This is a genomic window from Okeania sp. SIO2F4, assembly GCF_010672385.1.
Classification (GTDB): Bacteria; Cyanobacteriota; Cyanobacteriia; order Cyanobacteriales; family Microcoleaceae; genus Trichodesmium.
Map to the genome: position 1 here is coordinate 26509 of NZ_JAAHGT010000025.1, position 9497 is coordinate 36005.

A 9497-nucleotide genomic window follows, 5' to 3' on the forward strand; every position below is an offset into this window, starting at 1 on the left:
AATTATGCCAATTATTAATTTTACTTTCAATGATTTAGTTTGAAATTTTAGAGTTATCAATATTTTTTGCCAAACCTTGATTATTTTATACTAATCCTGAATAGATTTTCCTAAATTAAATAATAACTCAATTTCAATCAAAACTATTTCAATTATAGCTGCTAAGAACTTATTACCATTCTATGTAACTTCTATACCGACTCCCAAATTTTACAAAAATTACAACGAAAAATAGGATAAATATATAGTATTTCTCACCCTTTGTGAAGTACAGTTGTCTTTCTTTTGTTCTTTTTCCTGTTCCCACTTAAGGTGTTCCCTAAAACCTAAAACTTTAGACCTCACAAGTATCATAATTGCTATATATAATATCCAACCACAAATAAATTATAACTCAATTATACCAACTCCCAAATTTTACAAAAATTACAACGAAAAATAGGATAAATATATAGTATTTCTCACCCTTTGTGAAGTACAGTTGTCTTTCTTTTGTTCTTTTTCCTGTTCCCACTTAAGGTGTTCCCTAAAACCTAAAACTTTAGACCTCACAAGTATCATAATTGCTATATATAATATCCAACCACAAATAAATTATAACTCAATTATACCAACTCCCAAATTTTACAAAAATTACAACAAAAAATAGGATAAATATATAGTATTTCTCACTCTTTGTGAAGTACAGTTTTCTTTCTTTTGTTCTTGTTCCTGTTCCCACTTAAGGTGTTCCCTAAAACCTAAAACTTTAGACCTAACAAGTATCATAATTGCTATATATAATATCCAACCACAAATAAATTATAACTCAATTATACCGACTCCCAACTTCTACAAAAATTACAACAAAAAATAGGATAACTATATAGTATTTCTCACTCTTTGTGAAGTACAGTTGTCTTTCTTTTGTTCTTTTCCTTGTTCCAACTTAAAATATTATCTAAAACCTAAAACCTTAGACCTCACAAGTATCATAATTACTATATATAATATCCAACCACAAATAAATTATAACTCAATTGCTTCTAGACAATAACTGTTGAGTATAGTCTTTTTGCAATTTTTTGATACTTTTTAAGAGAATTTTAAGTAAAATTTGATTTTACTTAAAATTGCAATACAGAAATCAAATTTTTAGTATATTTTTAGCTATGGAATAAGTAAGTTGGTTTAATTATCCTTCTTGATCCAGCAAAGGAACTCCCTTAAAATCAAACATTATAAAGGGAAGGGAATTGCCAGCAATGGTACTTCAAGATCCCGACAATATGTTAAAATAATTTGTATCAGGAGTAGTGGTAAAAAGCACCTGTAATAGCAAATAGACAACAACTAACTAGTATGGCGTTAAATTGAGCAATTCAAGCATTAACCCGTGAAGAAGGTAGAACTCATATGGGGCTTCCTTGTAAGTCCCTATAATTTATGATACTAAACAGCGGTGGTTCTCATCATTGCTGTCTGTGGAGCCTTAGACATTAGTCAGCCCTTGAAGCAGAAAGCTAAAACCTAAGTTGATAAATTTCCATTATACCCCTTGCGGTTAATGCTGAGTGAACATCACTGAAAAAATGGGTTTGAAGCCTCGCCCTTCTAGGGCGACTTTTTGATTGATTAAGTTAGGAGGACATAAGCTATAGTATTATTGTCGCGGGTGGGCAATCCGAGACATTAAACAGACGCGGAGGGAAGCGTCAGACTAGCGCCAAGCTTGCAGCACCCTGTGAAACGTCAACCCACCGAAGAGCTACGGCTCAGTAGAAATCTCTGTCTAACCGCCGGAGAGGATGTCAAATAACCGTGGTTTCAGGTAAACCCGTGGACTTAAAGCAAATATTTAAAACTAGAAATCCAATCATTGGGGTAGTACATTTACAACCTCTGCCCACCTCACCCCTTTGGGGAGGTGACCTCCAAGCTATTATCAGTAGAGCAGAAAGAGAAGCCACAGCCCTTGCATCAGGAGGTGTAGATGGCATTATAGTAGAAAACTTTTTCGATGCTCCTTTTGTTAAAGACCAAGTCGATCCGGCTGTAGTTAGTGCCATGACACTATTGGTACAAAAGATTATGAACTTGGTTTCCCTACCAATAGGGATTAACGTTTTGCGTAATGATGGCCAAAGCGCTATGGCGATCGCTTCTTGTGTGGAAGCACAATTTATCCGTGTGAATGTCCTGACTGGAGTTATGGCCACAGACCAAGGATTAATTGAAGGTATAGCACATCAACTTTTACGTTATCGTCGAGAACTGGGTAGTGATATCAAAATCTTGGCAGATGTTTTAGTCAAACACGCTCGACCCTTGGGTTCGCCAAATCTAACGACAGCCGTCCAAGAAACAATTGAACGTGGTCTTGCTGATGGGGTGATTCTCTCCGGCTGGGCCACGGGGAGTCCCCCTAGTTTGGAAGATTTAGAATTAGCTAGTGCGGCAGCAGTAGGTACGCCAGTATTTATAGGTAGTGGTGCCAACTGGGAAAACATTTCTACCTTGATGCAAGCTGCAGATGGGGTCATTGTGTCTAGCTCCCTCAAGCGACATGGCAAAATAGACCAACCAATAGATCCTATTCGTGTGAGTCAGTTTGTGGAAGCAACTCGGCGGACTATATCAAATAAGGGAAAAGATTATCAGAATCGGGAAGCAGAAACTAGAAATTCACCTTCCCCTATCAACACAATCTAAATATAAATTGTTATTCACCGAAACTCTATTCCTGGAATTAATCGGTGGTCAAGTCAAATCATGGTGGCGATCGCCACCATTTGATTTATCAGGAAATGTTGCTAGAGAACTCCCGTTATAATCTGTGATTTAACGGTGAGATTATAGCACTTTTGATTAACATATAATACAGAGATTTTGGCTTAAAGGCAGAAGGAAGAGGGCAGAAGCGGTGCGACCCCGCGTCGGCGTTAGCGCACTTCGGAGATCCTCTGCAAGAGGCAGCTCCTCTACAAGAGGCAAGACGCAAGCGGTCAGACCCCGCGCCGCCGACAGCTCGCTTGCGGAACGCTGACCAAGAGAGGGAATGCGCACTCCTGTGAGGCAGAAGCAATGCAAGTCAACATTTTGGAAAACCGCGCCTGGATAGTGAGGTAAAGTTTAATACTAATTTCTATTCCCTATTCCCTGGAGTCCTAAAACTAAATATCTTAAGTAATTAGGATTTGCTGAAAAATTCTGATGGTGATGATAGGCAACATGGAACAGGGAACAGGCAAAAGTTTAGACTATCTGCTACGGCCAAATTTTTTGATGTTCAGGGAAAAATATTAGCATTTTGAGACTACTTGAGCCAAAAACCTTGCACTTTTTAAATTTGGAAAAACCCCTGAAAGGCTGAACTGGTATTGATTACACTTTTATTCATCTAGCCAGAATTATACAATCAACAGAAAGCTAAAGTTATAGTCTAAACTTAAAGCATATTATCTCTAAATTTATGTATCCTAATTGAGATAAATAAGCTGACATAATTTATAACTCTACATCCATTTTCAGAACCTACTTTGCAGAGATTTAAAGTATTTATTTCTATTATTATAGTTATCCGACATTGACAAAAGAGGAATACAAAAGATTTCAGCTAAATCAAAGTACAATTAATTTAGTACATCTACAAAATTTTTTTACTTGGTTTTCGTACTCTGTACCTCACAAACTTGCAATCTACTGTATCTATTGTGTTATTCCAATTCAGGAGAGAATATTGTTGTAAATATCTATAAGCTATAATGGTAAATCAAACATCACAATTTAACTAATGATGGGGTGTATATAGAATCTCTGGTTCTGCTAATAGAGAGCTAGTTTTTCCCTAAAAATAGCTATTTATTTATATTACTGACAAATGTTTAAACTTTTCGGTAGACATCAAAATTCCATCCTGAAAACTATTAAGCATTGGCTATTAGAAAACAGCCGAGTATTAATAACAGCATCAACCTCTGCTGGCATCGTCATACTTTTTCGCTCATTAGGTCTTTTGCAAACTTGGGAATGGGCACTTTATGATAATTTTTTTCGTCTAAGACCTACAGAACCATTAGACCCTCGTATTGTAATTGTAGGAATTACGGAAGCAGATATACAAAAGTATGGTTACCCCATTAACGATCAATTACTAGCTGAATTACTGCAAAAGTTACATTCTCTTCAACCTCGCGCTATTGGTTTAGATATATATCGTGATTTACCTCAAGAACCAGGCCATCAAAAATTAGTAACAGCCCTAGAAAATATTCCTAATATAATTGGTATTGAAAAAATAGGAACAGACAATAATTTAGGGATTAAAGCTCCTAGTATTTTGGAGCAAAAACAGCAAATAGGTTTTAATAACTTCGTAATAGATGCTGATGGGAAAATTCGTCGTGGTTTATTGTATATGCACCTAGAAAATGGCAATTTTCGCACCAGTTTTCCTCTAAAACTTGCTTTAAATTACCTCAAAGTAGAAGGAATTAAGCCAAAACCAGCTAATAAACCTAGTTATTTGCAGCTAGGTCAAGCAGTATTTTATCGTTTTAAAATAAATGACGGAGCTTATATTAGAGCTGATGCAGGTGGCTATCAATTTTTAGCAAATCCCAGAAAAAAAGGTCGCTTTCATAGGTTTACAATGAATGATTTACTATCTGGGAACATCTCTCCAAAGTTATTCAAAGATCGGATTATTCTTATTGGTTATACTGCTATCAGTGTCAAAGATTTGCACATCTATTCTTATAGCACTCGTTTATTTAGCGCCCCACAAAAAATATCTGGTGTAGAACTACAAGCTAATTTTTTGAGTCAGATTTTGAGTTCTGCACTTGATGGTAGAGCAAACATTAAAGTTTTGCCTGAACCTGTAGAATGGCTATTGATTATTGTTTTTTCTTGGATAGGTGCTAACCTAAGCTGGGAATTACTATTACCCAGAAAATCTATTTTAATAACACTATTTATCGGTATTAGTATTACAGGAATTTTTTATGTTAGCTTTATTTATGGTGGTTGGTGGTTGCCTGTAATTCCACCCATTTTGGCTCTTACTGGATCTGCTTCTATGATTATGTTTCATCTTGCTCACTTAAGAGAAGAGTTGCAGAAATCTACAGAATTTTTACAGTCAGTTATTAATGCAATTCCCGATCCTATTTTTGTTAAAGATAAATATCATCGTCGTATTGTCTTGAATGAAGCTTATGGTAAATTTATCGGCTATCCTATAGATAACTTACTAATCAAAACAGACTATGAATTATTTCCTCCCAATGAAGCTAATGTATTTTGGCAACAAGATGAGTTAGTATTTCAAACTCATCAAGAACAGGAAAATGAAGAATATTTTACAGATGCTCAGGGAATTAGCCATATAATTGCTACTAAAAGAACTCTTCATCAAGATGCAGCAGGAAATTTATTTCTAGTAGGAGTAATTAGAGATATTACCGAACGCAAAAAAATGGAGGAAAACCTGAAAGAAGCAGCAGCAAGATTAGAGCTAGACAATGCCCAACTGAAGCAATTAGGAGATAGTTTACACCATCAGGCTAATCACGATCCTCTCACGGGATTGCCTAACCGTAAACAATTTTATGAGTGTTTGAGTCAAGCTATTGAGTGGGCAAATTTGAACGATAAAATGGTCGGTTTACTCTTTCTAGACCTTAATGGATTTAAAGCTGTTAATGATACTTTGGGTCATGCTATAGGAGACTTACTATTAAAAGAAGTAGCAAAAAGACTCCAAGGGTGCTTAAGAGGAAGTGATACGGTGTCTCGACTTGGAGGTGATGAATTTACTGTAATTTTACCAGGTATTCCAGGAAAACTTGGGGCATCCAGGGTAGCTGAAAAAATTTGCCATACAATTAATCAACCTTTCAAACTAGAAAACAATACTTTATCTGTGGGAACGAGTATTGGAATTAGTTTATATCCTCTCGATGCTGAAGAGATTGACCAACTAATTAATCATGCTGATAGTGCTATGTACGAAGACAAGAAAAAACATAAAAAACAACGTTGATTAAATAAAAACTTGATTAGATATTGATACTCATTTAAAACAAGTTAAACCCAGCAATAAATTATTAATTTCTGGATATAGCAATTCTCACCCTTGGTGAGATACACAAGTTTTTGATTTCAGGCAATAGGGAATAGGGAAGAGAAAAAATACTGTGCCTCATTAATATGAGAAAGCCTATAATCATTTATGAGATTAATTGAATATTTTAGAGACTTTTCATCAACTAAATATAAAAGCTCGAATAGGGCAATGGATTAAAATCTTAGTGTTTAGATCAAAGGGTATAAGTTTGACGACCAAAACCCCACAGTTAGAACGTCAAATAGTTAGGTTTTTTGTCACACCCCTGTTAAGTTGCTACCTATTCCCCATGCCCTTTTTTATATCCCCTACGCCCTGTGCAATTTTTTCCAACCAACTAAATTTAGGGAGTTGTGAGAACCAGACTTTCCGCTCTTGAACCAGAAACGCTGATTATTCCGTAGAAAGTTGCACATCGCGTATCCCCTTGACAAATATATTTCGTTTACAAACAATTTCTTACTGCAGCAATTTGTCAAAGTTTCCTGTTGTGGAGCTTGATTAAAGAATTTTTATACAGCTCAGTGAATAGTTTTGTTTTGGCTTGGACTTGGGCTTGACCATATTTCCAGATTTAGTAACTAAAACCCATGGCCATCAAATACCAGGTTTGATCTAGCTAAAATTTTGGACATATCTATGAAAATTTATTAATATCCAGTTTATTTAAATTGGATACATCAGTGTATATACTGATATAATATTATTATAATCCAAAGTTTTTATCGTTGGCTTGATGTTTACAGGGACAAATAGACAAATGTCTATAAGTATGTGCCAATTCATTTAATCAGTAAACGGTTTAATTGCCAGGCAAGTAACTCAATCTAGATAGTCTTTCTATATCTATTTTGCTATCAGGGGATAACTTTTATGAAAACTCTACTACTTATACAAAGTATAACTTTCTTAACTTTCAATTTCAGCTTAAATATCAGACCCAAACAAGTAATGGCAGTACCAAATACAAGCCATTACCCTCATCAAGTTGATACAGATGTTCGGAGTTCTTTGTTCCAGTCATTCTCAGAGAAGTCTATTTTTTCTACCGTTGTTTATAAAGAAGAAGAATTTGCACCTGAGAATAACGGGAAACCAAAGACAGAAGAAGGTGGAGGGGGACGCTAAATCTTATATCTATCAGTCTCCATTTAAAATATTAGTTTGGCTATTCTTGAATAGTCTAAATCTCATCTCAATTTCTAATTAAAATTCCGACTTATAAAATTTAGATTAATAACTTAGATTATAATTATAAGTAGGAATAATTGAAAAAATAATGGCAAAAAAAATTGATTATTAAATAGCCCTATCAAACCTACCTACTGACAAAAGCTTTTAAGTTATCTGCATTGCTCAGACCCAAACAAACAAATATATCTCAGTAGACTGATAAATTCTAGAATTAAATATTAGTTATTTTTTTTCTGCCAAGTACCATCAAATTTTATCGCTCAAAATACTACATAAACTCTGAAATTATCAACAGTTAGTTCTCAGTGAAAAACTTAATAAATATAAATCTAGTTTGAAATAGTTTTAATTTTCAGCTTGACTATAGTTCTTGAACCCTATGAAAAATTTATATTTAATAGTGTCGTGCAAAAAAATTTCCTAGTTGAAAAAGGCAAGAGGCAATACCGGTTCAACTCCACGTCGGCGACAGACGCAAGGGAATGGGGGGTATATAGATGCAACAGGCAAGAGTAGATTGGTGGGATAGGGATGTGTAATTAATTTCGCCTAGGTACTTATACATTGTATTAAATACATACTAATTTTAGGGGTGTAGGAAAAAGTTCCCAATCTGATGATTTAGGAATTTAATAAATTCTATTCCTGTTCACCCCCAATCTTTAATCAATTATTACACAGCAAGATTAAAAACTGACTAATATTTTTAATATTTAGCCTTTAGTCGTATGAACCAGTATTTAATCTATAGTCACCTTCATTAAAGTCATCACTAGGTGAAGTAACTTTAAAATTATCAAGATTTGCTTCTAAAAGCTTTTTCTGATTTTCAGTTAGACCAGGCATTTTTAGTACATCCTCTACCTTTTTGTAAGGAGCATTGTCTACTATCATCGAAGCTATAGTCGGGAACATTCCCCGGTATTTCCGAAAGCTTCGCAAAGGACTGTTGTTAAGATCGAGCTTTTCACCACCAATCTCTCCCAATTTTTTGTCTGCCTTATTAACCTTTCCAGATTCTACTGCTAGAATTGATGTAGAAGTCCATGTAGTTAGATTTAAGTTACTTGCTTGAGCTTGGTGGTATGGTAGTCCCATAAAACCCAAACATAACCCAAATATTGCTAGCACTAAGGCTATTTGCTTCATTATTGTGTTTCTCCCAATATTTATACACACAGCTTTTGAAATTCTTCCAACACCTTTGCTGACTGCAACAGCCTTTAGTAAAACTTTGGCTTAGTCAAACGCAAAGCTTCTGGTGCAGGATTTTTCAGAGTCACTTCTCAAGTTTCCTATCTTAATCCGGCCTTAACTAGAAAAGGCTCTAAAAAGCCTAATTTTCCCCAAGACCGATATTACAGGCAATTGATTGAATATCCACCAAGCGCCCCCAGTCAGACAACTTAAATGCGCAGCAATTTCTTTGACCACCATCACTTGCCTTGGTTTGTGGTTGACCTCCAGCAAAGGTTTTTCGAGTTTTAAGTTTCACTACGCGATATGAAACGCGTTTCGCAGCTTTCCATAAGAAAAGTGTGTCCGAAGGAGGCACTATACCTCTAGGATTTTCATTATGCGCTTTATCGCTATGGCTATATTACCAGATTGTTGTGTTGTTTTTTTCCGATAATTTGGGTCTAAAGCTTCCTCTTTCTTGGAAGACTTTTGTCTTATAAATTAAGACAAATAACTTCGCGTGATAATATGAAAAGGGATGGGATAAATAGTTGATAAAAATATAGTCAAATATGACTAATCCTCCTGCATTGCAGGCGTTACCCTGACGCTCGTGTTAGCGAAGCTCCTCCGCAGGAGGCACTACAACACCACGCCAGTTGCGTGACTGTCGGGGGACCCGCCCAACGCACTGGCTCCTCTATCCCATAGTCAAAGACAAAAGGGAGCTGCTTTTTTCATTATGTTTAGAGAACCGTTGACTTTACTCATTGATTAATCTTTTGCTGGCACTGCGATTGCATTCCTCTTTGTCTTGATGCAACAGCGAGTGGAGGAAACCCCCGCGTGAAGGCGCTGCATCGCTTTATTCTTTTCGGTGAGAAAGTGACTTGATTTTTCTCACCTTTCTTGTAAACAGGAATCAAATCATTATCTATAAAACTTGATGCACAGGCATAAGATTCTTCTGTAAGAATTACATTTATGCCTACCATCTTGGCTTTATAAGATAACA

5 protein-coding genes and 1 pseudogene are annotated in these 9497 nt (G+C 35.6%); 3 read left to right on the top strand and 3 right to left on the bottom strand.

Going from position 1 to position 9497, the window contains the following annotated elements:
• Positions 1 to 1818 precede the first annotated feature (1818 nt).
• From btpA to F6K22_RS02970, 3 genes are all read left to right on the top strand, one after another.
• The gene (gene btpA / locus F6K22_RS02960) at positions 1819 to 2691 is read left to right on the top strand and encodes a photosystem I biogenesis protein BtpA (protein WP_293093077.1); all 873 of its coding nucleotides are present in this window, start codon (positions 1819 to 1821) and stop codon (positions 2689 to 2691) included.
• A gap of 1168 nt (positions 2692 to 3859) precedes the next feature.
• Positions 3860 to 6025, top strand: a complete 2166-nt coding sequence (locus F6K22_RS02965; protein WP_293093066.1) for a CHASE2 domain-containing protein — start codon at positions 3860 to 3862, stop codon at positions 6023 to 6025.
• A gap of 957 nt (positions 6026 to 6982) precedes the next feature.
• Positions 6983 to 7237: a hypothetical protein gene (locus F6K22_RS02970; RefSeq protein ID WP_293093068.1), complete on the top strand. Its 255-nt coding sequence runs from the start codon at positions 6983 to 6985 to the stop codon at positions 7235 to 7237.
• 786 nt (positions 7238 to 8023) lie between these two features.
• On the opposite strand, the gene psbU is transcribed toward F6K22_RS02970, so the two are convergent.
• From psbU to F6K22_RS02985, 3 genes and pseudogenes are all read right to left on the bottom strand, one after another.
• Positions 8024 to 8452, bottom strand: coding sequence for a photosystem II complex extrinsic protein PsbU (gene psbU / locus F6K22_RS02975; protein WP_293093070.1), 429 nt, complete (start codon positions 8450 to 8452; stop codon positions 8024 to 8026).
• Between the two features lie 187 nt (positions 8453 to 8639).
• The gene (locus tag F6K22_RS02980) at positions 8640 to 8798 is read right to left on the bottom strand and encodes a hypothetical protein (RefSeq protein WP_293093073.1); all 159 of its coding nucleotides are present in this window, start codon (positions 8796 to 8798) and stop codon (positions 8640 to 8642) included.
• Between the two features lie 451 nt (positions 8799 to 9249).
• Positions 9250 to 9497, bottom strand: a pseudogene (locus tag F6K22_RS02985) (hypothetical protein); the annotation flags it as partial.